This is a genomic window from Parasaccharibacter sp. TMW2.1890 (genome assembly GCF_023337645.1).
Taxonomy (GTDB): Bacteria; Pseudomonadota; Alphaproteobacteria; order Acetobacterales; family Acetobacteraceae; genus Bombella; species Bombella apis.
Window position 1 is genome coordinate 808,065 of sequence record NZ_NWUV01000001.1, and the last position, 21,571, is coordinate 829,635.

The window sequence follows — 21,571 nt, forward strand, 5'->3', positions numbered from 1 at the left end:
GCGATGCCCGCCATGCGGGCCACCCGGCACCATGCCGGACGGCGTGATTATCGGGTCATCCTATCGCCCAGAATCCCGACCGCCAATGCATAATAATCGGAAGGATTGTAGGCCCGTATCGCACGGAAATTATGATAAACGAGGAAGGCCTGTCCACCAGGTCCATCCGGCTGGAGCAGGCTGCCCGTAGCCTGCGGTGCCAGGAACCCGGAAGACTGGACCGGCCTCACCCCCATAGCCTGCCACGTGCTGACAGGATGCACGGGGGCATGGCGGGATTTCGTGGCAGCCAGAGCCGTGAACTGCCCATTGCTCCCCAGCGGGACCACAACCTCTTCTCCCCAGGGTTCACCACGCCGCCAGCCCGACCGTCCCAGGTAATTGGCAATGGAAGCAAAAACATCCGCTTCGGAACTCCAGATATTCGCCTTTCCATCACCATCACCATCCGCCGCAAAACGCAGATAGGCACTCGGCATGAACTGAGGCTGCCCCATGGCACCGGCATAGCTGCCCAGCATGCTGGCCGGACTGATGACCCCCTGAGCCAATATCTGCATGGCCTTGATCAGCTCGCTACGGAAAAAGGCAGCCCGCCTGCCATCAAAGGCCAGAGTGGCCAAGGCCTCGATGACATTAAAACGGCCCTGATGCTCTCCAAACCCTGATTCCAGCCCCCATATGCCCATGATGGCGTTGTCATCACAGCCCAGCGTCTGCCCCAAAGGCGACAGTGTCCCCCGCACCCTCTGCCAGGCCTGCCGCCCTTTTTCTTCCCGGGCAGACGAGATCACGCGTGCACGGTACTGCGCCCATGTCAGGGTAAATTCCGGCTGGTGCCGGTCCAGCCGCAAAACCTCCTGATTGGGGGCCTGAGCCAGCGCAAGGGACTGCTCCACAATAGCCGACGGCACACCAGCCGACAGGGCCTGCTGCCGCACACCTCCCAGGAATGCTGCATAATCAGCCGTCCCCCGAGAGGCCACCGCCCGACCACCTGCCCAGGCAGGCAGACCGCCCATCATCAACCCTCCCGCCGTGGCAGCCAGAAAATGACGCCTCTTCATCATTCCACTTCCCATCACGCCTGATCTCCCCTTCATCATCCAAAGGAACGCCCCGATATACCCGGCACTGCCGATTGCGGACAGACGCATTTCATGGCACAGTCCCGCCAACCACAGCCAGGACCGTTCTTTGTGATCCGTATCAGCGCTATCATGGCGTCCCAGCCTGTCTGGCTGAAAGCCTTTTCTGTCATCCTTGGTACCTTTATCCTGGAAGATGTTGCAACCGTCCTGGCGGCCATTGCGTCCAAAGGAAACCAGATTTCCATCCCTCTGGCACTTGGCAGCCTTTATGCCGGGGTGGCCCTGGGTGACATGGGCCTTTATGCCCTCGGTCTGGCAGGAAGCCGATGGACGTTCCTGCGCCGTTTCCTGACCCTCCCCAGCGAGGAGCAGGCAAAACGGTGGTTCTCCCGCAACATCATAGGGGTTGTGGCCATTTCCCGCTTTGTTCCAGGCAGCCGCCTGCCGCTCTATACGGCCTGCGGTTTCTTCCGTGCGCCCTTTCTGGCCTTCGCCCTGACGGCCATCGGCGCAACGCTGGTCTGGACAAGCCTGCTCTTCCTGCTGGCACTGCATGTTGGCGGGTGGCTTCTGGCGCATCAGGGTGGCTGGCGCTGGGCGGGAATCATCGGCTTCATCCTCTGCATTTTCCTGATGGGACGTTTCATCAGCCACCTGCAACGTAGGAACACATAGTCCATGACAGCACCTTCTTCCCATCACAAGACGCTGTCCCTCTTCGAGTTCTGGCCCGACAGCATTTTCTATACCCCCATCGTCATCTACTGGATTCTCATGGGGTTACGTCATGGAGACCTCAGCATCTCCACGGCTGCCAATCCCCGTATCGAAACAGGTGGCCTCTGTGGCGAGAGCAAAAGCTCCATTCTGGACATGGTCGGCCCCACGGCCCGAGAGGCCATTGCCCCGTATCGGATCATTCATAACGGAGCTGATGCAGCCCGGGATGTGCTGGCCGCCATGAAGGAAATGGGGATCGACTTCCCGGTCGTGCTCAAGCCTGACATCGGCTGTAACGGTACGGGAGTGAGGCTGATCACCTCCCTGGCCATGCTCCACGAGGTGCTGCCACTCTTCCCGGCGGGTGTGGCCCTGATGGTGCAGCAGCTCATCACCTACCCGATGGAAGCAGGCATCTTCTATATCCGTCATCCTGATGAGCCTGTCGGCCGCATCACCTCCCTCACTTACAAGGAGGCCCCTGTCCTGACCGGCAATGGTCGCTCCACACTCAAGGAGCTCATCATGGCCGACCCCCGGATGCGACAGGTGCCACAGCTCTATCTGCCCCGTATCAGTGGCCGTGAAACCGAGATTCTGCCCGCCGGAGAAACGCTGTCACTGGTTTTTGCCGGAAATCACTGCAAGGGGTCCATCTTCCGGAATGGGAGGCCGGACATCACTCCGGCACTCACGGAACGCATCAACGCCATCATGTTGGACATACCGGACTTCCATTTCGGCCGGATCGACCTCAAGATGACCTCACCAGAAGCTCTGAAGCGTGGGGAAGACTTCCAGATCATCGAGATCAATGGGGTCGGGTCAGAGGCCATCCATATCTGGGACCGGCGCACGACTCTGACAGAGGCCTACCGCACCCAGATCTACCATTACCGGCAGGCCTTCCTCATCGGTGCTGCAAAAAAGAAAGAAGGCTGGAAAAGTTCCGGCATTCTGGGGATGCTCCGCTCCTGGCTGAAGCAGCGGCGCCTGCTGGCATCCTACCCGACCAACGACTGAGGCAGGCAACAACCGGGCCGGACCCCGCCGGTCCTTTCCCGCCCGGCGGGAGCCCGGCGGGAAAACACAGCCTAAAGCCTGCCCGCACCAAATATGTAATTGCTGATCTGCTGCTCCAGAGACAGCAGGGGGTGGGCATCCAGAATGGTGGCACCAGCCGGCAATGTCTGCCCTGCCTTGCCGGGCAGCAGCTGAAGGGCATTGTCCCCGCCAATGGTCGGTGCCGCAATGGCCACAGCCGTATCCTGCGGGAGCTTCAGATCATCCCGTACGGCAAACTGCACGTCCACGATGGCGGTTTCCGGATTCAGCGTGATGGAACGCACACGCCCCACGGTTACACCGCCAAGGTCCACGTCAGCCCCCTCATCCAGACCATTCGCGGAACTGAATGTCGCATGATAGCCTGTCATGTGGCGATCCGGCCCCTCCAGCAGGCCCAGCCCATAGGCAACGAACCCGCCGGCTGCCAGAAGAACACAGCTGCTGGCAATGAATGCTCCGCCACGCCCTTTAAGGATCGCCCACATAGATACCTCGAAATTCACGCCCCAGTCTGCTAGCCTTGCGACCGGAGAAGCTGATTTCATGAAAAACAACAGAACGTTACCGCTACCATAAATGGGACTTTCCCACCAGCATCCGTCACGGCTTTTCCTCAATCTCCCCCACCTCCAGACAGACCATGGTTCCGCATGACAGATCTCCAGGCCTTCATCCTCGCCATCATCCAGGGCATCACGGAACCCTTCCCTGTCAGCAGCCTTGGCCATGCCGTCCTTCTGCCCGGAATCCTTCACTGGTCGCTGGATGAACACAGCCCGACCTTCCTGCCCTTTCTGACCATGCTGCATGTCGGCACGCTGGTGGCTCTGGCGCATGTCTTCTGGGGGGACTGGCGGGCTATCCTGCTCGGCCTCTTCTCCCCCCGCAGAACAGCCAGAACCCGCAACAAGGCGATCCACCTGTGCAGCCTGCTTGTCGTGGCCACAATACCAGCCGTCATCATGGGCGGACTGTTTGAGCATCACCTGCGGCTCGTTTTTGCCAATCCGCTCATGGTGGCAGGATTCCTGACCCTCAACGGCCTGCTGCTCATCCTGACGGAGATCATGCGCCGCCGGGCCCTCCGGCATGAACAGGACAATGCCTACCAGACACAGGAACTCTCCTGGAAAGATGCCCTCATCATCGGCCTCTGGCAATGTCTGGCCCTGTTCCCCGGGCTATCACGCTCCGGTGCCACCATTAATGGTGGGCTGATGCGGGGACTGGACCATCTGACAGCGACACGCTTTTCCCTGCTCATGGCCCAGCCGATCATTCTGGCAGCCACGGCCAAAGAGGCCTGGCAGCTCCGCCATGTCCATCTCTCCAGCAGCATGATCACGCAGTCCCTCATTGGCGCTGTCGTGGCTGGCGTAACGGCCCTCATCTGCTCCCGGCTCCTGCTGCGCTTCTTCCATGATGACAACCGGCACACCCTGACAGGATTCGGCATTTACTGCATCCTTGCCGGCCTTGGCAGCGCCTGCCTTCTCCATTTTCACCCCTGAGCACAGAAAAACTCCGCAAGCATAATTTACAAAGGCTTTCCAAGGAGTCATGAATAAAAACATTCCGGTATCATACCGTTCCAGCCCCGTTATGCAGGAATCGTGACACTCATGCCCCAGCTGACCACGCCATGAACAAGGCGCGCCGCAAGACCCTCTCCCAGATACAGTCCGCTGGTGAACAGCATAACTTCAAGCGCAGCCTTGGCGCCACGCAGCTCCTGCTCATGGGCGTGGGGACCGCCATTGGAGCGGGCGTGTACGTCATCACGGGGACGGCGGCAGCAGAGTATGCCGGGCCTTCCGTCCTTCTCTCTTTCCTGATTGCCGCTGCGGCGTGCCTGTTCACGGCACTCTGTTATGGGGAGCTGGCCTCCACCTTCCCTGTCTCCGGGTCAGCCTATGCTTATGCCTATCTCTCCATGGGCGAGAAAATGGCATGGGTGACCGGCTGGCTGCTCATACTGGAATATGGCATTGCCGGTACCGCCGTGGCGGCCGGCTTTTCGGGCTACCTGACATCCCTGCTCAGTGGGTTCGGCATCCATCTTCCGGCTGTCATTTCCCAGACAACCTTTCAGTCCATCCCTCATTCAAGTACCGGCCTGCTGGCCTTTCATCCCAGCTTCAACCTGATCGGCCTGGTTGTCATGCTGTTCATCAGCCTGGTCCTGACCCGTGGGATTGAGGTCGCAGCACGGTTCAACACGGCCTTCGTCAGCATCAAGATCGGCGTGCTGGCACTGTTTGTCGGGGTTGGCCTGTTCTATCTCCATCCTGCCTACTGGCACCCATTCATCCCGCCTTCGGAAGGGAATTTCCATTTCGGCGTGGCTGGCATCTTCCGGGCTGCCTCGATCATCTTCTTTGCCTATGGTGGTTTCGAAACCGTCTCCACCGCAGCGGCAGAAGCCCGCAACCCCACCAGGGATGTGCCCATAGGCATCATCGGCAGTCTCATCATCTGTACGTTGGTTTATGTCACCGTGGCGGCCGTACTGCTGGGCATTGCGCCCTATCAGATGCTGGATGTGCCAGACCCTCTGGCCATCGCAACGGGCCTCATGAATCAGCCGTGGATGGCCTTTCTCATCAATGCAGGGGCCACGGTCGGGCTGTTCTCCGTTCTTATCGGTCTGCTTTATGCAATTTCCCGCATGGTCCACGCCATCAGCCATGACGGACTTCTGCCGGGCATCTTCAGCGTCGTGCATCCACGCTTCAGGACACCATGGCTGGCCACGCTGCTGCTGGGCCTCATCCTGGGGCTGATGAGCGCCACCATGCCCATCGCACTGCTGGGGGATCTGCTCTGCATTGGCACCACACTGGCCTTCAGCATCGTCTGCTTCACTGTCATCTGGCAACGCAACAGGGCACCGGAGACACACCGGCCCTTCCAGGTGCCACTCGGAGGAATCCGCATCCGGGGGGTCTGGCTGGGCATCACGCCCATGCTGGGCATTTTCTTCTGCCTCTGCATGATTGTTCCCCTGGGGCTGAACATACTGCACGTCACCCTGCAGGGTAACATCATCCCGCTGGCCTTCTTCATCCTCTATACAGGGCTGGGTTTTGCGACCTATCTGTTCTATGGACGGCATAACTCGACCATGAAGCAGCCTCCATCCTGAAGGGCGCAGGCTGCTGCATGGTTTCCATTTCCGATTACGAGGCGAGGATGGCCACAGGGGCAACCTGCCCATCCATCAAGTCCGCTGTCTATTTCTGGATGATCCACCCTCTTTATGCGTAAACGTTCCTCCTCCTCCGCCAGGCGTCGTGATCCACGGCGCAAGACCATGAGCCAGATCACGGCAGAAAATGATTCCGTCACGCTCAAAAGAAGTCTGACAGCCACGCAGCTTCTGCTCATGGGGGTCGGAACGACCGTTGGGGCGGGCGTCTATGTCATGACGGGTACGGCGGCGGCTGAATATGCCGGACCTGCCGTGCTGCTCTCCTTCCTTGTAGCGGCGGCAGCCTGTCTCTTCACGGCTTTCTGTTATGGGGAGCTCTCTTCCACCTTCCCGGTATCCGGCTCCTCCTACTCCTATGCCTACATCTCCATGGGAGAACGGGCAGCATGGAATGTCAGCTGGCTGATGCTGCTGGAATACGGCATATCCTGCACCGCTGTGGCGGCTGGTCTTTCGGGCTACATGAACTCCCTGCTGGGCATTTTCGACATCCATCTGCCAGTCTGGCTGACACAGACAAGCCTTCAGCCGGTGCCCGGCTCCGAAGGAACAGCGCTGACAGCCGGATTCCGGCTGGACCTGATCGGCTTCATCTCCGTGTTGCTGGTAACCGCCCTGCTGGCCCGTGGTGTTGAAGAATCCGCCCGTTTCAACTCTCTCGTTGTCGCCCTGAAAATTGGTGTCCTGTTCCTCTTCCTCATCATCGGTGTCAGTTACATCACCCCGGCCAACTGGTTCCCCTTCATTCCACCGGCCCAGGCCCATTTCCACTTTGGTGTGGCTGGCATCTTCCGGGCAGCCTCCATCATATTCTTTGCCTATGGAGGGTTCGAAGCCGTTTCCACTGCTTCATCAGAGGCCCGCAATCCAACACGTGACATTCCCATCGGCATCATTGGCAGCCTGCTGATCTGCACGCTGATCTATGTTGCCGTAGCAGCCGTACTGCTGGGAATCGTGCCCTACAGCAAGCTGAATGTGGCTGACCCCCTGGCCGTTGCCACACAGGCCATGGGCAAACCGTGGCTGGCCCTGCTGGTGAATGGCGGCGCCACCATCGGCCTTTCCTCCGTCCTGCTGGGCCTGATGTATGGTCAGTCCCGCATCCTGCTGACCACCGGGCGGGACGGGCTCATCCCGTCCGTCTTTAGCAGGATCCACAAGCGCTACCGCACACCAGCCCGTGGGACATTCATCATGGGGACCATCATTGCCCTGATGACAGCCACCCTGCCCATCGACATCATCAGCGATCTCGTTTCCCTCGGGACGGCACTGGCCTTCGCCATGGTCTGCTTTACGGTCATCTGGCAGCGCAATTATGCTGCCGATACCCGGCGCCCCTTCAGCGTGCCACTGGGAGGAATCCGTATCCGGGGATTCTGGATTGGCCTTACGCCTGTTCTGGGGATCATTTTCTGCCTGATCATGATCCTGCCACTGATCTTCAACATGATCCACGCCCTGCTGGGCGGCAATCCTGTTCCCGTCATTCTGCTGGTCACCTACTTCCTGATCGGTGCGCTGACCTATCGCTTCTACGGGTATCACAACTCCCGCATGGCCAATCCGTCAGCCTCAGCAGAATAATACCGCCCCCATCAGTCCTGACTTGCCCGAAACTGATGGGGGACCCTCCTTCGCCACACTATCTGCGCCCATCGGCCCTGCTACCGGGCCCCATGTAACTGCCCGGTGGCGGGCGATGTACTGGAGGAGACAAAAGGGTATCCGGGTCTGTCACATCCAGTTTTGCCCCTGTTTCCGGCGAAACGAACGCCACACGCCGCCGTGGCAGCGCCTGCGGGAACTCCGCCCGGATGCGGGCAATGGCTTTTTCCCGAATATCACAACGCAGATCCCAGCTCTGCATGGCATTGCGGGCACTGGCAATGACACGGACCGACATGGCCTGATCTGTGCAATCCGACACCTGGGCATCGAACACCTTGCCATCCCAGAGCGGGCAGCTTCGCACGATCTCCCTCAGCATATCCCGGATTTCATCCATTGGGGCATCATAATCAAGCCAGAGAAACACGACGCCGGTTATGGCGGCCGAGTTGTGCGTCCAATTTTCAAAGCGATTTTCAAGAAAATAGGAAATGGGCACGATATGGCGTCGCCAGTCCCAGACACGCAGCACGACATACGTTGCCGTGATTTCCTCCACCCAACACCAGTCACCATTGATGACGACCAGATCCTCCATCCGGATGGGCTGGGTGATGGCGATCTGCACCCCCGCTATCAGGTTCGTCAGAAGTCCCCGCGCCGAGAGACCGACAATCAGCGAGGCCGCTCCGGCAGAAGCAAAAAGGGACACACCATACTGTTTGACAGACGGAAAAAGCATCAGGGCCGAAGCAACCGTCACAAGGCCAATGAGAATCTCTCCAAGCCGCCGCAGCACCTTGATCTGTGTCTGATGAGCACGGGCCATGATGTCATCCGCATAATCCAACCGTGCCAGACGATTCAGATATGCCTCTGACATCAGGCGGAACATGCTGATGAGAGAAAAGCCGAAAACCAGAATCAGCAGAAAGAAAAAGAACAGCCTGAGATTCTGCTCCTCCTCATATGAAAAGCCCGTGGCCGCTGGCAGCGCTGCCAGAAGGACCAGCAATGTAACCATGACCTGCATGGGCCGACGCAACACGCTGACGGTGTTGCGGATCATCGCCCCGCTGCGTGTACCAGGAATACGCAGGATCAGCGCACTCGCCCCGTGTCCGGCATAAAACGCTGTCAGACCAACGATCACGAGCATCAGGATCGATACGATCGCAGGTGGCAACCAGGAAAGCGCATTGCTGAACGCAAAGAGGATGTTTGTGAAATGCTGGGACAAAAGGAAAAGCCCTCTGACTGAAGGTGTAACAGGCTGTCAGCGAAAAATGACAGCCTCGCCTCAGGAAGTGAATAGAAAAGAACAAAAAAACATGATGATAGCCCACCTCCCTGTTGACTTCCTCATCTGCCTGCCATAAAAGCACCTTCATCGGAAGGCAGATGCCTCCTGAAGGACATGATGGCGGCGTAGCTCAGCGGTAGAGCAGGGGAATCATAATCCCTTGGTCGGCGGTTCAAATCCGTCCGCCGCTACCATCTTCCCTTCTCCCATCCCCTGAAAATTTGCTGAATGAGCCGTTGCGGATGCCGTGCATCTGGTGCTGGCAGGTATCTTCCCCATAATTTCAGAACACTGACAGCCTCATAAAAAGAAAGCAGGTTGACCTGAGCCAACCCGCCCTCTCTTGGTGCCGTACGGTCGGGAAAGTGGCCTCAGTCCTCGCTGTCCTGCTCGGCCTCTTCATCACGCTTTTCAGCACGACGACGACGCTCGGACGGACGACGCTCACTCGCCAGGGCCGGAGCTGCCGCCTCGTCCTCATGCTCTTGACGCTCCCGGCGCTCCTGACGTGTCTGCTCATAATTGCGCTGCCGTTCGGCACGCTCCTGCTGGGCCGCCTGAGCTGCCTGATTCATGGCATTGAGCATACGGAAATAATGCTCGGCATGCTGGAAATAGGCCTCTGCCTGCACCCGGTCCCCGGTACCGGTGGCATCACGACCCAGCTGAAGATATTTTTCGAACAGCTGCTGGGCAGTGCCACGAATGCGCAGATCAGGCCCGTTGCTCTCAAAAACATGGTTCCGGTTCAGAGGAATCTGACCATTATTGCCACGGGATGCTCCTCCACCGCCGCCTGAACGATGATGACGGTTCCTCATTCGCTTCATATTTTCAAACCTGCAATCTTGTCACAATGGCGCCTTCAGCAGCCAATCTGCCGTTTCTTCCCATATTGTCCGAAGAAACATCACTCCCAGAGGAAACGACACTTTACCGCCTGACCGACAGCCATCACCGTAACGCTGTCCATCCCCTGTATCTTCCTACGGCAATCTATCAGGCATCAGCCCATAAGCCAACTGCTTTCCTAAGAAAAGGCAAGCACCAGGGCACGCTCCACACCTCCCAGGTCCTTCCGGCACTCCAGCACCGCAAGTCCTTCCGCTTCGGCCAGTTCTGTGACAGCATCTGCCTGTCCCATCCCCAGCTCCAGCACGGCACACCCGTTCGGCATAAGCAGATGTGGCAGGCTCCGGCACAGGATGCGATAGGCCACCAAGCCATCATCTCCCCCATCCAGAGCCCGATGCGGTTCATATGCCGCAACATCAGGCATCAGATGGGCCATGTCCGCATGTTCAATATAGGGAGGATTGGACAACACGACATCAAAACGCCCTCCCACCGCAGCAGCCCAGTCTCCCGCCATAAAAGCCACCCGGTCCGACAGGCCATTGCGGCCTGCATTCCGTCGGGCAAGGGCGGCGGCGGCGGGAGCAATATCCACACCCAACCCCCAGGCTCGTGGATATTCACTCAGAGCAGACAGAAGCAGGCAGCCTGTGCCCGTTCCAAGGTCCAGAATGGATCTGACAGACTGACGATCCGGCTTATGGTCCAGCAGCGCTTCCAGCAGGGTCTCACTATCGCCCCGGGGGATCAATGTCTCCGGTGAGACGTGAAAATCCAGTGTCCAGAAGCCCTGCTCCCCGGTAATGAAGGCAACCGGCTCCCGCTGGCTGCGGCGCTGAATGGCACGCTGGAAGCGGTCCACACCCTCGGCCGGAATCCCGTCATGCTGCATCAGCTCCATCCGGGTCCACCCGCAGGCCCAGCAGAGCAGCAAGCGAGCCTCGAATGCTGCCTCTTCAATCCCGGCCTGAAAAAGCCTCTCCCCGGCCTGCTGCAAAAGGTCTATTTTACGCATGAATTTCATTCCCTGACCTGTCGCCTCCCATCATCCAGGAAAACCAGACGATGACCATAGCCCGTTTCCTGCGCTCCCTGCCTGTTTCACTCTGCCTCGGCATCCTGATGCTGCCAGCCGCAAAGGGTGAAACTGTCGGGCCCATGCCGGATGGACCAACGGGGGGCAGTTTCACCGTTCATGACGGACGTGCGCCCGATGAGGTGTCAGAGTCGACACGCCTCTATCTCAATGGTCATCTGGCAGCGATATTCCACCTTGACCTCGCCCATGCTGATGATAGTGCCGTGATCCCTCTGCCTCTGGGCCGTGTTGATATTCCCTATACTCTTTGCGGCACCGTTACCGTCATGCATGATGGCAAGGCCGAAACACGGGACGTGAGCGGAGATGGTGTCCTCCATAATCCGGACGGCCATTATTTCGAAGCCGTGGGTAGCGAAAATTTCCGAGATTTCTTCCTGATGGATGAAAACGATCCGGCTGCTACCGATCACCACAACGGCAACTCCTCCCGCTGCCTCTCCTCCAACAGCTGATCACCCTGCCCAGGGGACTTGTCAGGAACTGCCGATTTCCGCCGCCAGCAGGGCCATCTGCTCATGGTGGGTCAGGGCGCTGACAATCTCGTCAAACTCGCCACCCATGACCTGATCAATCTTGTACAGAGTAAGATTGATGCGGTGATCTGTCACCCGCCCCTGGGGGAAGTTGTAGGTTCTTATCCGTTCAGACCGGTCTCCTGTACCAACTTGGGATCTACGGTCGGCTGCCCTGCTGTCATGCGCCTTCTGCCGTTCCGCCTCATACAGGCGGGCCCGCAGAATCTGCATGGCCTTGGCCTTGTTGCGGTGCTGACTTTTTTCTTCCTGCATGGCCACGACAACACCTGTCGGCAGATGCGTGATACGGACAGCACTCTCCGTCTTGTTCACATGCTGTCCCCCTGCACCGGAGGCCCGGAACACATCAATCCGCAGGTCTTCTTCATTCACCTGCACATCAACCTCTTCCGCTTCCGGCAGCACAGCAACGGTAACGGTAGATGTATGGATGCGTCCCTGGCTTTCTGTCGCCGGGACACGCTGGACACGATGCACGCCGGACTCATATTTGAAACGGGCAAACACGCCTCGCCCTGTAATGGTGGCCATGCCTTCCCGGATGCCAGAAAGCTCACTTTCCGTCAGGGACATGACCTCGAAACGCCAGCCATTGCTCTCGGCAAACCGACGATAGGCCTCGAAGAGTTCTGCCGCAAACAGCGCTGCTTCATCCCCACCGGCAGCGGGGCGGACCTCCAGAATGGCGCTCCGTTCATCAGCATCATCCCGAGGCAGAAGCGCCAGCTGCATGGCCTGCTCCAGAGCGGGCATCACGGCCTCGACCTCTTCCAGCTCAAGCTGGGCAAGCTCCTTCATCTCCGGGTCCTGCACCAGAGCCTGCGCCTCTTTCTGACGCTTCTGAGCAGCCTGCCACGCCCGGATGGCTGCCACAGGTTTTTCCATGGCAGCATAGTCCCGGGAAAGACGGGCAAACTCGTCTCCACTGGCCTCACCAGAGGCCATCATTGCCTGCATTTCCTCAAAGCGGGCAATGATCTGCTCCAGCTTATGCTCCATAGCCGCACTCATGAGGCTCGGGCACGCTCCAGGATAACAAGGATGTCCGTCACGGGCACTTCTTCCTGTTCCCGTGATGCCAGATGACGCAGCTGCACGACATCCCGTGCCAGATCATCATCCCCCAGGAAGAGCGCATGTGTCGCCCCGGACTGCACAACACGGTCCATGCGTTTCTTCATGTTGCCCCGTGTCTCGATCGAGACAGCCAGACCACCATCCCGCAACGCCCGGGAAATGGAAGCGGCCTTGAGCAGGGCAGCTTCCCCCATCGGCAGGATGGCCACATCACTGACCTCCTCAGCCGGAGCATCAATCAGAGCGGCGAGACGTTCAACACCAGCGGCCCAGCCGATGCAGGGCACGGCAGGGCCGCCCATTTCTTCAACCAGCCCCTCATACCGGCCACCGGCCAGAACGGTCCCCTGCGCACCAAGCTTGTCCGTAACAAACTCGAATACGGTATGGCTGTAATAATCCAGCCCACGAACAATTCGGGGATTCTCCACGAAAGAGACGCCAAAAGCCTCCAGACCAGCCTTCAGCTCCTCCCAGAATGTACGGGATTCCTCATTGAGATAGTCATCAAAAGCTGGTGCATCGGCCAGAAGGGCCCTGTCCTGCTCTGCCTTGCTGTCCAGAATCCGCAGCGGGTTGATTTCAAGCCGTGACCGGCTGTCCTCGGAAAGGCGATCCTCATGCTGGCGGAAATAGGCCACCAGAGCCTCCCGCCATGCCATGCGGCTGGCCTTGTCACCCAGCGTGTTCAGCTCCAGACGCAGATCATCCGCCAGACCAAGCGAGACCAGAAAGTCCCGGGCCATGGCGATGATCTCGGCATCACGGAAGGCACTTTCCGCACCGATCAGCTCCGCACCGATCTGATGGAACTGACGGAAGCGCCCTTTCTGCGGCCGTTCATAGCGGAACATTGGGCCCGTATAGAAAATCTTCTGTGGCAGGGCCTGTGTCAGCGCATTGGAAACCAGCGCACGAGCCACACCCGCCGTTCCCTCCGGACGCAGGGTCAGGCTCTCCCCTCCCCGATCCTCGAACGTATACATTTCCTTGGAAACAACATCCGAGCTTTCCCCCAGAGAGCGGGCAAAAACATGGGTGTCCTCAAAAATGGGGGTGGCCCACTGGCTGAAACCATAACGGCGGAAGACCGTCCTGCCCGTACCAACAACATGCTGGTGGCGACGCATCTCCTCGCCCAGCAGATCCCTCGTCCCCCGTGGCGGCTGAAACCGTGCCATCAGTGCGCTGCCTTCTCGGCCGTTCCGGCCTCAATGGCAGCCACACGGGCTTCCACCAGCTCCACGATATGGTCGATCATGTTCTCAGCCGGCATGGTATGGTCCTGCTTGCCCGCTGCATAGACCATGTGCCGACCAGACCCGCCACCTGTCACACCGATGTCCGTCATCAGCGCCTCACCAGGCCCGTTAACCACACAGCCGATGATGGAAAGTGTCAGCGGTGTCTTGATGTGCTGAAGACGGTCCTCCAGCGTCTGGACCGTATCCACCACATTGAAACCCTGACGGGCACAGGACGGACAGGAAATGATCTTCACACCACGGTGACGCAGGCCGAGCGATTTGAGAATGTCCCAGCCCACCAGCACCTCTTCTTCTGGAGGAGCAGAGAGGGAAACGCGCATCGTGTCACCTACACCAGCCCAGAGCAGATTGCCCAGCCCGAGGGCAGACTTCACCGTCCCCGCCCGCTTGGAGCCAGCCTCCGTAATGCCGATATGCAGCGGATGGTCACAGCATTCTGCCAGCTGCTTGTAGGCCGCCACGGCCATGAAAACGTCAGAAGCCTTCACGCTGATCTTGAATTCATGGAAGTCATGATCTTCCAGAATCTTCGCATGTTCCAGCGCACTTTCCACCAGTGCTTCCGGCTTCGGCTCGCCATATTTCTCCAGCAGATGCCGCTCCAGAGACCCAGCATTGACGCCAATACGGATGGAGCAGCCATGATCACGCGCTGCCTTGACGACCTCACGCACACGATCGGCACTGCCAATGTTACCCGGATTGATGCGCAGGCAGGCCGCACCGGCCGCCGCTGCCTCGATAGCCCGTTTGTAATGGAAGTGAATGTCCGCCACGATCGGCGCATTGACTTCTTCCACAATGGTTTTCAGGGCCTTCGTGCTGGCCTCATCGGGACAGGATACACGGACGATATCCACACCGGCCATTTCGGCCTTGCGGATCTGAGCAATCGTTCCTTCGATATCCGTTGTCAGCGTGTTGGTCATGGTCTGCACCGAAACAGGTGCGTCGCCACCAACGGCAACATTACCAACATAGATCTTCCGTGATTTACGGCGTTCAATATGCTGATAGGGACGTAAACTGCTCATCAATAACCTCTCCGGGTCCTGACTGGACTGACCCATGATAAACGTGACCGCCTCATGGACGGTCACAGAATTTTATTGGCTGCGCTTGTCCGCCGGTCCCGGCACCTCACCGGCCCCGGTGGCCAGGGAACCGTAACCATAATGGCCCTGCTCCACAGATGCTGCATCGACCGTCACGTTACGGACAACCCTGCCACGCAGCCCTAGGGGAGCGCTTACAACATTCCCCGCCTGAAAAACAACACCCCCGGCATTGCCGCTCGTCACACGATAGGTTTCACCAGCAGTCCCCTGCCAGCTCTCTCCCTTCTTCAGCACACGAACCAGCAGAACCTTGCCAGAGGCATCCGTAACCTGCACCCAGCTGTCTTCCCGGGCCAGTATTGCAACTCTGTCAGCTGCTTCCTGACTCGGAGCAGGAGCCTGCTGCGCTGGCGTCGGCTGCGGGGACTGGGCCTTCGATGTCTCCATGGCAGACGGGGCATTCCCCGTCACACTGTCACCAGAAGACGAACCGGCCGGGTGATCACCCTCATTGTGAAGCACCTCATTACCCGCTGCATCAACAGTAGAAGGCATGGCCGTGGCAGAAGGAGAAACAGCCTCCGGCGCTGGCGGCAGATCAGGCGTATCTTTCGGAGTATCCCCTGCCCCCGTGGCCGCCCCCTGGGCACCAGAAGACAGAACCGGTGCTGTGGGCTGCGCCGTGGCAGACTGCCCGGCTGCTGGAGACGGAACAGTCGGCTGTGAGGCAACAGGCGGTACCGCAGCCGCTGGCGTTTCACCAGTCTCTGCCAGATGGGACGGCAGAACGGACGAAGCCAGCTGCCCATGGGAAGAGAAGTGATACCACCCGGCATATCCTCCGGCGATCACCACCAGACCAACAGCCAACAACACCCAGAGACCGGCTGAACGTCCTTCCTGAGGGCCGGGAAGAACCAGATGGACGCTCTGACGTGGCGGCGCAAGAGACGACAACTCCTGCCTGGCCTGCTGCATGAACTCCTCGCTCTCCATCCCCAGAAGACGGGCATAGCTCTTGATGAAACCAAGGGCATAGACCTTGTCTGGCAGCTCGGCATAACGCCCGCCTTCAATGGCCTGAAGTGTTGCAAGCCTTACCTTCAGGTAAGCCTCGACATCCTCAAGCCTCCAGCCCAACTCTTTGCGTCGGGCCATCAGGCGAGCTCCCAGAGTGGCCGATGACTGACCGGCCATATTCTGCCCTGCTTTATCGTCCATCACGTCACCCCTCTTCCTCATCTGACCAGAGCTCCAGTCCGAACACAGCGCTGTCTGTCCAGTATCCTGCCGTTACCGTGCAACCGCCGCATGGAGGCGTTTCTCACGCTTCTGGAGGGCTTCTACAGCCTGATCCACCAGCGTGGTGATGATATCCGCTACCGGGCGGATCTCCTTGACCATGCCGACAGACTGCCCGGCCATCATGGATCCGTTTTCCACGTCACCTTCAATGACGGCCCGGCGCAGAGCCCCAGCCCAGAAATGTTCGATTTCCAGCTGGGCAGCTTCCCGCTCGATCTCTCCTTTGCGGAAACGCTCGATCACATCCGCCTGATGGGTCATGAAATGGCGCGTAGCTGCATTGGCCAAGCCACGCACGGGAATGACAGGAAAGCGCTCATCCAGCTGCACGGACATCACGGCATCACGGGCATTACCCCGACGGAAGGCCTCCTTGAAACGCTCATGGGCGATGCTTTCCCGGGAGGCTGCAAACACTGTCCCGAACTGGCCACCGGCTGCCCCCTGCTCCAGATAGGACAGGACGGCATCACCACGGCCAAGGCCACCCGCAACGAAAACGGGCACTTCCGTGATGTTGGGCAGGATTTCCTGCGCCAGAACATTCAGGGAAACCGGGCCGACATGACCGCCCGCCTCGGATCCCTCAATGACCAGAGCCTCAATCCCCAGCTTCACGAGCCGCTTGCCCAGAGCCAGCGCCGGAGCAAACCCCATGACCCTGGCGCCGCCATCCCGCACCCGGCGGATGGTCGCACCGGTCGGAACACCACCAGCCAGCACGACGTGGGTCACCTTGTGGGCCAGACAGACATCCACCAGCGCATCCAGCTTCGGATGCATGGTGATGAGATTGACGCCAAAAGGCTTGTCTGTCAGCGCCTGCGTGGCAACGATCTCTTCCTCAAGCCGCTCTGGCTCCATCGCACCGCAGGCAATCACACCAAAGCCGCCTGCGTTGGAAATGGCCGATACCAGATTCCGTTCACTGACCCAGGACATGGCCCCGCCCAGAATGGCATACCGACTGCCCAGGAAATCACATCCCGGTTTCCAGAGCTGGTCCAGCGTCTCGCGTGCGTTTGCTTCCCCGCTCATGCCTGTGCTCCCTCGGAGGCATCAAGCCCATAGGCGGTGTGCAGCGCCCGCATGGCCAGCTCCATATATTCTGCATCGATCAGAACGGAAATCTTGATCTCGCTGGTGGAAATGACCTGAATGTTGATCCCTTTCTCGGCGAGTGTCCGGAACATGGTGGTGGCCACGCCCGTATTGGACCGCATCCCCACGCCGACCACGCTGATCTTCACGACATTCTGGGATGTGCTCAACCCGCCAAAACCGATCTCGGCACGCATTGCCTCCAAAATCTGGCAGGCCCGGCTCTCATCCCCCTTGCTGACCGTGAAAGTCATGTTCGTGCTGCGATCCGCACCGATGCTCTGGACGATCATGTCCACATTTAGCCCTGCAGCGGAAAGAGGTTCGAAGATTCTTGCCGCAATGCCCGGCTCGTCAGGTACCTGTCGGATGGTGATCTTCGCATCATCCATGGAATACGCAATACCGGTCACCAGCTTCTTTTCCACGCTTTCGTCCTCATCCACTACAATGGTTCCGCTGCTGTCATCCGTCTCCACAAAAGAGGACAGGACACGCACATGCACCTTTTCCCGCATGGCCAGCCCCACGCTGCGGGTCTGGAGAACCTTGGCACCTACGGATGCCAGCTCCAGCATTTCCTCATAAGTGATCCGCTCGAGACGGCGGGCCTGCTTAACAATCCTTGGGTCGGTCGTGTAAATGCCATCCACATCCGTATAGATATCACACTGGTCCGCCCTGATGGCAGCCGCCAGCGCAACGGCGGACGTATCGGAGCCACCACGGCCCAGTGTTGCAATACGGCCTCTGGCATCCACTCCCTGGAACCCGGCGATCACGGGCACGATACCTTCATCCATGCATTCCCGCAGGGCACGCCCATCTACATCCTCGATGGCGGCGCAGCCATGGGCTTCATCCGTCAGCAAGGGAATCTGCCACCCCTGGAAAGAACGGGCCGGCACACCCAGCGCCCCCAAAGCAATGGCAAGCAGACCGCTCGTCACCTGCTCGCCAGACGCCACAACAGCGTCATATTCCGCCGGATCAGCCTGTGCATCCAGCGAGCGGCAATAATCCACCATCTGGTTGGTCACGCCCGACATGGCAGAGACGACAACCGCAATGCGCTGTCCTCTGGCTCTCTCCTTCCGGACCTTCTCAGCCACGATGCGGATGCGCTCCAGATCCTTGACGGACGTCCCGCCAAATTTCATCACGACCGTGCGGGGCGCAGACCGTGTTACATCATCCGAACAGTCGTGTATGGACATCGGGGAGAAAGCTCCAACAATAAGGCTAGCATCACATAAATATCCGTTCCACATAGCTCTCCTGCCCTTTCGCGTCTAGCCACAACATGGCAGAAAAGCACCATGAAAGCCGGGAGGACCGCCAAGAATGTCTGTTTCATCACCATCATCATCCAACGGAGCAGGTAACGGAACATCATCTGTTATCAATGATGAAATAATTCAGTTCAGTGCACTGGCCAAAGACTGGTGGAACCCGAAAGGACCCATGGCCCCGCTCCATGCCATGAACCCTCTGCGCACCTCCTGGATTGTCCGGCATCTGCCTGCCTCGCTTTTCCATCTCCCCGAACTGCCAACCCTGCTGGATATTGGCTGCGGTGCCGGACTGGCGAGTGAGCGCTTCGCCACGCTTGGTTTTGATACTCTGGGCGTTGATGCCAGCGAAGACGGCATACAGGCCGCCCGGGCACACGTCGCCCTTCACCCCCTGCCGCCGCAGGCCGCCCCCCTGCACTATCTATGCAGCAGTGCCGAAACCCTTCTTGAGGAAGGTCGGCAATTTGACGTGATCTCTGCCCTGGAGATCATTGAACATGTACGGGACCCGCAAGTCTTTCTCTCCCTGCTATCAGGCCTGGCAAAGCCGGGCGGGTATGTCGCCATTTCCACCATGGACCGCAGTCTGCGCTCATTCCTCATGGCCAAGCTGGGGGCGGAATATGTGCTGCGCCTTCTCCCTGTCGGTACCCATGACTGGAAAAAATTCATCCGTCCGACAGAACTGGACAGCATGGCCCGGCAGGTCGGGCTACGCCTGCTGGACCTCAAGGGGCTGTCCTTCCGGCCGCCACACTGGCAGGAGAGCCACGATACCAGCATCAATTACATCGCCCTCTTCCAGAAAGACTGACACTACCAAAAGAAAAGGCGCCACAAACGGGCGCCTTTTCTACTTCACGAGGGAAGAGACCTCTCAGGAATCCGCCACCATGAAGGCAAACGTCGTCGGGCTGCCGACGGCGGTAAAGTGGTTCATGAAGACAGGCTTACCGGTCTCACGATCCACACGGAAAGCCGTGACGGAGTCAGAGCGCTGGTTGGCACAGAACAGGAATGAGCCGCTCGGGTCGAACATCATGGCACGGCCATAGTCGGCATGCATCCAGACCTCATCCTCCAGCGTCAGCGTGCCATCCATGCCAACGGAGAAGACCGCCAGGGAGTCACCCAGACGGTTGGAAACATAGACAAACCGCCCGCTCTCAGCGATCAGGATTTCCGCAGCCAGCGTGGACCCGCGGAAGTGGGAGGTCACGGTGCTGACGGACTGAATCTGCGTGATGGCGCCTGTCTGCGGATCAAACTTGGACACCACGACCTTGGAGTTCTGCTCACAGAGGTTGTACAGCACACGGCCCGAATGATCGAACACGAAGTGACGGGGGGCAGAACCCGGTTCCATGTCGTAGAACGGCTTCTGTGCCGGGATGAGCTTGCCTGTGGCCAGGTCCAGCTTCCAGACATAGACACGGTCCAGCCCGGCATCATCCACCAGAACGAACGCACCGCTCGGATCGGTCGCAATCATGTGCGGATGGGCACTGGAATGATCGGAAACGGCGAAATTGCCTTCCGGATTGTCTGCCGCCCGTTCCGGCTGCTTCGGCCCGCTGTTGTGGACCACATCCGTAGCCTTGCCCAGTGACCCATCAGCATGGATGGGCAGGACAGCCACACTGCCACCCATGTAATTGGCAACGAGCAGATACTTCCCGGATGGATGGACACTCAGATGGGCCGGGACAGCACCACCGGAGCTGACAGTGTTGATCTTGGCCAGTGTCCCATTGCGGGTATCCACGGAGAATGCCGTCACAGAGCCACTGCCAGCCTTGTCGTAATCATTGATCTCGCTGAGAGCGTACAGGAACTTCCGGTTGCGGCTCAACGTAATGAAGGATGGGCTGGGAATGTCCATGAACGTGGCAACCGGTGTCAGAAACCCGGTATCACGGTCCATCTCGAAGACAGAGATTCCCTTGCCGTTACCAGCTCCCCCCGGAGGACCATGCTCCGTATAACCACCAACAAAGCACAGGATACGGGGCAACGGCCCCTTCTGGGCCTGGGCTGCCCGCAGAGGCGACAGGGCCGTGGCGGCCCCTAATCCAGCAAGCGCCAGAGTAAACCGGCGCCGGGAAAGACTCTGTGACATAACGTATTACTCTCCTTCAACTTTGCCCCTACGGGAAGAACGGGCCAACGCTACCAAAAAAGGCCTCTCTCCATAAGAGCCATTCATCATAGGAAGAAAAATGACTGGAAAATCAATCAGTTTATCTTCATGCGGCACTGCCTGCCGATCACCGGGGCCGCAATGCGGCTCCATGTCTGCGTTTCACCAAACAGACTCAGCCCTACATAGCCACGCAGCTTGAGAGTATCTCCCTTCCCCTGCCACATGATCGCCTGGTAGGTCCGCCCGCTCCTCGGGTCCAGAATCGTCCCATGCCACTGTCCATTCTTGCGGCGCTTCATGTTGCTGATGATCTCGAGCCCACATTCCGAACGTCCCCAGACATCCTTTTCCGGCTCGGCCTCCGTATAATCCATGCCCACCAGCCAGCCGCAGAGACGGCTGGCATCCGACGGACAGGGCGCAATACTGAAAATGCCGTCTTTTTCCTCTACCAGCCATGTCCCGACCAGACTGGATGCCGCCTGAGCCTGCGCACGGGATACCGTGACCATCACACCCCCAGCAAGAACAAGAACAGCGGCGAACAACGCCCTAGCCGCGGCCCAGCAAGGCATCAAGCTGTCCATCCTGCTCCAGCTGCATGAGCTCACTGCACCCTCCTACCGCTTTGCCGCCAATGAAAATCTGCGGCACTGTCGTCCCTCCTCCTGAACGTTCCCGGGCTGTTTCCCGCTCCGCAGAACCACGAGGGGCATGGATTTCCTCAAAGGGAACATCCTTGGACTGAAGCAGGCTGATGGCCCGGACACAGTAAGGGCACCCTGGCTGCGTGTAGATTTCAACTTTTGGCATGTAACAATCCT

General features: G+C 58.9%; 21 protein-coding genes and 1 tRNA gene. 8 read left to right on the forward strand and 14 right to left on the reverse strand.

The window, feature by feature from the left end:
- Positions 1-47: 47 nt before the first annotated feature.
- Positions 48-1,070, reverse strand: a complete 1,023-nt coding sequence (locus tag CPA54_RS03555) for a lytic transglycosylase domain-containing protein (protein WP_043559976.1) — start codon at positions 1,068-1,070, stop codon at positions 48-50.
- Between the two features lie 150 nt (positions 1,071-1,220).
- Between CPA54_RS03555 and CPA54_RS03560 the strand changes: the two genes are divergently transcribed.
- Positions 1,221-1,766: a DedA family protein gene (locus tag CPA54_RS03560; RefSeq protein WP_086431524.1), complete on the forward strand. Its 546-nt coding sequence runs from the start codon at positions 1,221-1,223 to the stop codon at positions 1,764-1,766.
- Between the two features lie 3 nt (positions 1,767-1,769).
- Positions 1,770-2,834, forward strand: coding sequence for a D-alanine--D-alanine ligase (locus CPA54_RS03565; RefSeq protein ID WP_249085536.1), 1,065 nt, complete (start codon positions 1,770-1,772; stop codon positions 2,832-2,834).
- Positions 2,835-2,905: 71 nt separating this feature from the next.
- Here CPA54_RS03565 and CPA54_RS03570 read toward each other — a convergent pair whose 3' ends face one another.
- Positions 2,906-3,364 (reverse strand): MlaD family protein, encoded by a 459-nt coding sequence (locus tag CPA54_RS03570; RefSeq protein ID WP_043559972.1) that lies wholly within the window; start codon positions 3,362-3,364, stop codon positions 2,906-2,908.
- Positions 3,365-3,529: 165 nt separating this feature from the next.
- Here CPA54_RS03570 and CPA54_RS03575 point away from each other — a divergent pair, with 165 nt between their 5' ends.
- The 3 genes from CPA54_RS03575 (at position 3,530) to CPA54_RS03585 (ending at position 7,680) form a co-directional block, all read left to right on the forward strand.
- Entirely contained in the window at positions 3,530-4,390 is an 861-nt protein-coding gene (locus CPA54_RS03575; RefSeq protein WP_043559970.1) for an undecaprenyl-diphosphate phosphatase, read from the forward strand.
- A gap of 131 nt (positions 4,391-4,521) precedes the next feature.
- A complete protein-coding gene (locus tag CPA54_RS03580) occupies positions 4,522-6,024 on the forward strand; it encodes an APC family permease (protein WP_086431440.1) in 1,503 nt (500 codons plus the stop codon).
- A 114-nt stretch (positions 6,025-6,138) separates the two neighbouring features.
- Positions 6,139-7,680: an APC family permease gene (locus CPA54_RS03585; RefSeq protein WP_249085537.1), complete on the forward strand. Its 1,542-nt coding sequence runs from the start codon at positions 6,139-6,141 to the stop codon at positions 7,678-7,680.
- Between the two features lie 58 nt (positions 7,681-7,738).
- On the opposite strand, the gene CPA54_RS03590 is transcribed toward CPA54_RS03585, so the two are convergent.
- Complete coding sequence (locus CPA54_RS03590) at positions 7,739-8,944, reverse strand: mechanosensitive ion channel family protein (RefSeq protein WP_081563210.1); 1,206 nt, start codon at positions 8,942-8,944, stop codon at positions 7,739-7,741.
- A 182-nt stretch (positions 8,945-9,126) separates the two neighbouring features.
- Between CPA54_RS03590 and CPA54_RS03595 the strand changes: the two genes are divergently transcribed.
- Positions 9,127-9,201, forward strand: a tRNA-Met gene (locus CPA54_RS03595).
- Between the two features lie 177 nt (positions 9,202-9,378).
- On the opposite strand, the gene CPA54_RS03600 is transcribed toward CPA54_RS03595, so the two are convergent.
- Both CPA54_RS03600 and prmC read right to left on the reverse strand, forming a co-directional pair.
- Positions 9,379-9,837 carry a DUF4167 domain-containing protein gene (locus CPA54_RS03600; RefSeq protein WP_227431449.1) on the reverse strand — a complete coding sequence of 153 codons (459 nt, stop codon included), beginning with the start codon at positions 9,835-9,837 and terminating at the stop codon, positions 9,379-9,381.
- A 200-nt stretch (positions 9,838-10,037) separates the two neighbouring features.
- A complete protein-coding gene (gene prmC / locus CPA54_RS03605) occupies positions 10,038-10,877 on the reverse strand; it encodes a peptide chain release factor N(5)-glutamine methyltransferase (protein ID WP_052349186.1) in 840 nt (279 codons plus the stop codon).
- A gap of 50 nt (positions 10,878-10,927) precedes the next feature.
- Between prmC and CPA54_RS03610 the strand changes: the two genes are divergently transcribed.
- Positions 10,928-11,416, forward strand: coding sequence for a hypothetical protein (locus CPA54_RS03610; RefSeq protein ID WP_081563212.1), 489 nt, complete (start codon positions 10,928-10,930; stop codon positions 11,414-11,416).
- Between the two features lie 21 nt (positions 11,417-11,437).
- On the opposite strand, the gene prfA is transcribed toward CPA54_RS03610, so the two are convergent.
- From prfA to CPA54_RS03640, 6 genes are all read right to left on the reverse strand, one after another.
- A complete protein-coding gene (gene prfA, locus CPA54_RS03615; RefSeq protein WP_043559958.1) occupies positions 11,438-12,511 on the reverse strand; it encodes a peptide chain release factor 1 in 1,074 nt (357 codons plus the stop codon).
- Complete coding sequence (gene hisS / locus CPA54_RS03620; protein ID WP_043559956.1) at positions 12,508-13,758, reverse strand: histidine--tRNA ligase; 1,251 nt, start codon at positions 13,756-13,758, stop codon at positions 12,508-12,510. The genes prfA and hisS overlap by 4 nt, the downstream gene beginning before the upstream one ends.
- Positions 13,758-14,879: a flavodoxin-dependent (E)-4-hydroxy-3-methylbut-2-enyl-diphosphate synthase gene (gene ispG, locus CPA54_RS03625; protein ID WP_043559955.1), complete on the reverse strand. Its 1,122-nt coding sequence runs from the start codon at positions 14,877-14,879 to the stop codon at positions 13,758-13,760. Before ispG ends, hisS begins: the two co-directional genes overlap by 1 nt.
- A 72-nt stretch (positions 14,880-14,951) precedes the next feature.
- Positions 14,952-16,124, reverse strand: a complete 1,173-nt coding sequence (locus CPA54_RS03630) for a RodZ domain-containing protein (RefSeq protein ID WP_249085705.1) — start codon at positions 16,122-16,124, stop codon at positions 14,952-14,954.
- 72 nt (positions 16,125-16,196) lie between these two features.
- On the reverse strand, positions 16,197-17,246 hold the full coding sequence (locus CPA54_RS03635) for a nitronate monooxygenase family protein (RefSeq protein ID WP_043559951.1): 1,050 nt from the start codon (positions 17,244-17,246) through the stop codon (positions 16,197-16,199).
- The gene (locus tag CPA54_RS03640; protein ID WP_043559949.1) at positions 17,243-18,526 is read right to left on the reverse strand and encodes an aspartate kinase; all 1,284 of its coding nucleotides are present in this window, start codon (positions 18,524-18,526) and stop codon (positions 17,243-17,245) included. Before CPA54_RS03640 ends, CPA54_RS03635 begins: the two co-directional genes overlap by 4 nt.
- A 127-nt stretch (positions 18,527-18,653) precedes the next feature.
- Here CPA54_RS03640 and ubiG point away from each other — a divergent pair, with 127 nt between their 5' ends.
- Positions 18,654-19,418: a bifunctional 2-polyprenyl-6-hydroxyphenol methylase/3-demethylubiquinol 3-O-methyltransferase UbiG gene (gene ubiG, locus CPA54_RS03645; protein WP_043559948.1), complete on the forward strand. Its 765-nt coding sequence runs from the start codon at positions 18,654-18,656 to the stop codon at positions 19,416-19,418.
- 63 nt (positions 19,419-19,481) lie between these two features.
- Here the strand turns inward: ubiG and CPA54_RS03650 are convergent, their stop codons facing one another.
- The 3 genes from CPA54_RS03650 to grxC all read right to left on the reverse strand — a co-directional run bounded on the left by CPA54_RS03650 (position 19,482) and on the right by grxC (position 21,560).
- A complete protein-coding gene (locus CPA54_RS03650; protein WP_081563215.1) occupies positions 19,482-20,723 on the reverse strand; it encodes a lactonase family protein in 1,242 nt (413 codons plus the stop codon).
- Between the two features lie 116 nt (positions 20,724-20,839).
- Complete coding sequence (locus CPA54_RS03655) at positions 20,840-21,259, reverse strand: DUF2147 domain-containing protein (protein ID WP_043561145.1); 420 nt, start codon at positions 21,257-21,259, stop codon at positions 20,840-20,842.
- A gap of 40 nt (positions 21,260-21,299) precedes the next feature.
- A complete protein-coding gene (gene grxC, locus CPA54_RS03660) occupies positions 21,300-21,560 on the reverse strand; it encodes a glutaredoxin 3 (protein ID WP_081563490.1) in 261 nt (86 codons plus the stop codon).
- Positions 21,561-21,571: the final 11 nt, after the last annotated feature.